The 507-nt window shown below is 23.5% G+C and carries 1 protein-coding gene; it reads right to left on the reverse strand.

Going from position 1 to position 507, the window contains the following annotated elements; translation table 11 throughout:
* The coding region (locus tag AC1DRF_RS32140) for a hypothetical protein (protein ID WP_477742847.1) at positions 1–507 on the reverse strand (507 nt) is incomplete at both ends.

Raw genomic sequence — 507 nt, forward strand, 5'->3', positions numbered from 1 at the left:
GTAATTATCTTTAAAAATTAAATGCTGCTCTTTAGAAAGATATTGAATTTTCCCAATGTCTTCAAATGAACTCTTACTTTCTTTCTGTTGCTTATTTATCAAACTCCTAAGTTTTTCAGTTAATTCTTTTTCTTCTTTTACATCTTTTAATTTTAAGAAAAATTTCTCTATTTTTATAATTTCATCTTCATCAGTTACATGAAATTCGAATTTTTCTAATTGTTTATTATAAATTATTATTTCTGTTTGATTATTACGTTTTCGTGTTTTTTCAAACTTCAAATTATCTCTGAATTCATGCTTTGTTGTTTGAAACTCCACTTCATCCACTGTATAAAAATTAAAATCCGAGAAGAATAATGTTAATTCTTTTTCATTAATTTTCCGTTTACCAAAATTCAGAAACCATATCTTCGCTGATTTCTTTATATAATGAATTTCTGTTTCTAAATATTGAGATATTTTTTCGTTATTTAAACTGACCTTTTTACTTGAAATATCTTGAAT

Source organism: Priestia sp. P5_B4 (assembly GCF_056400385.1).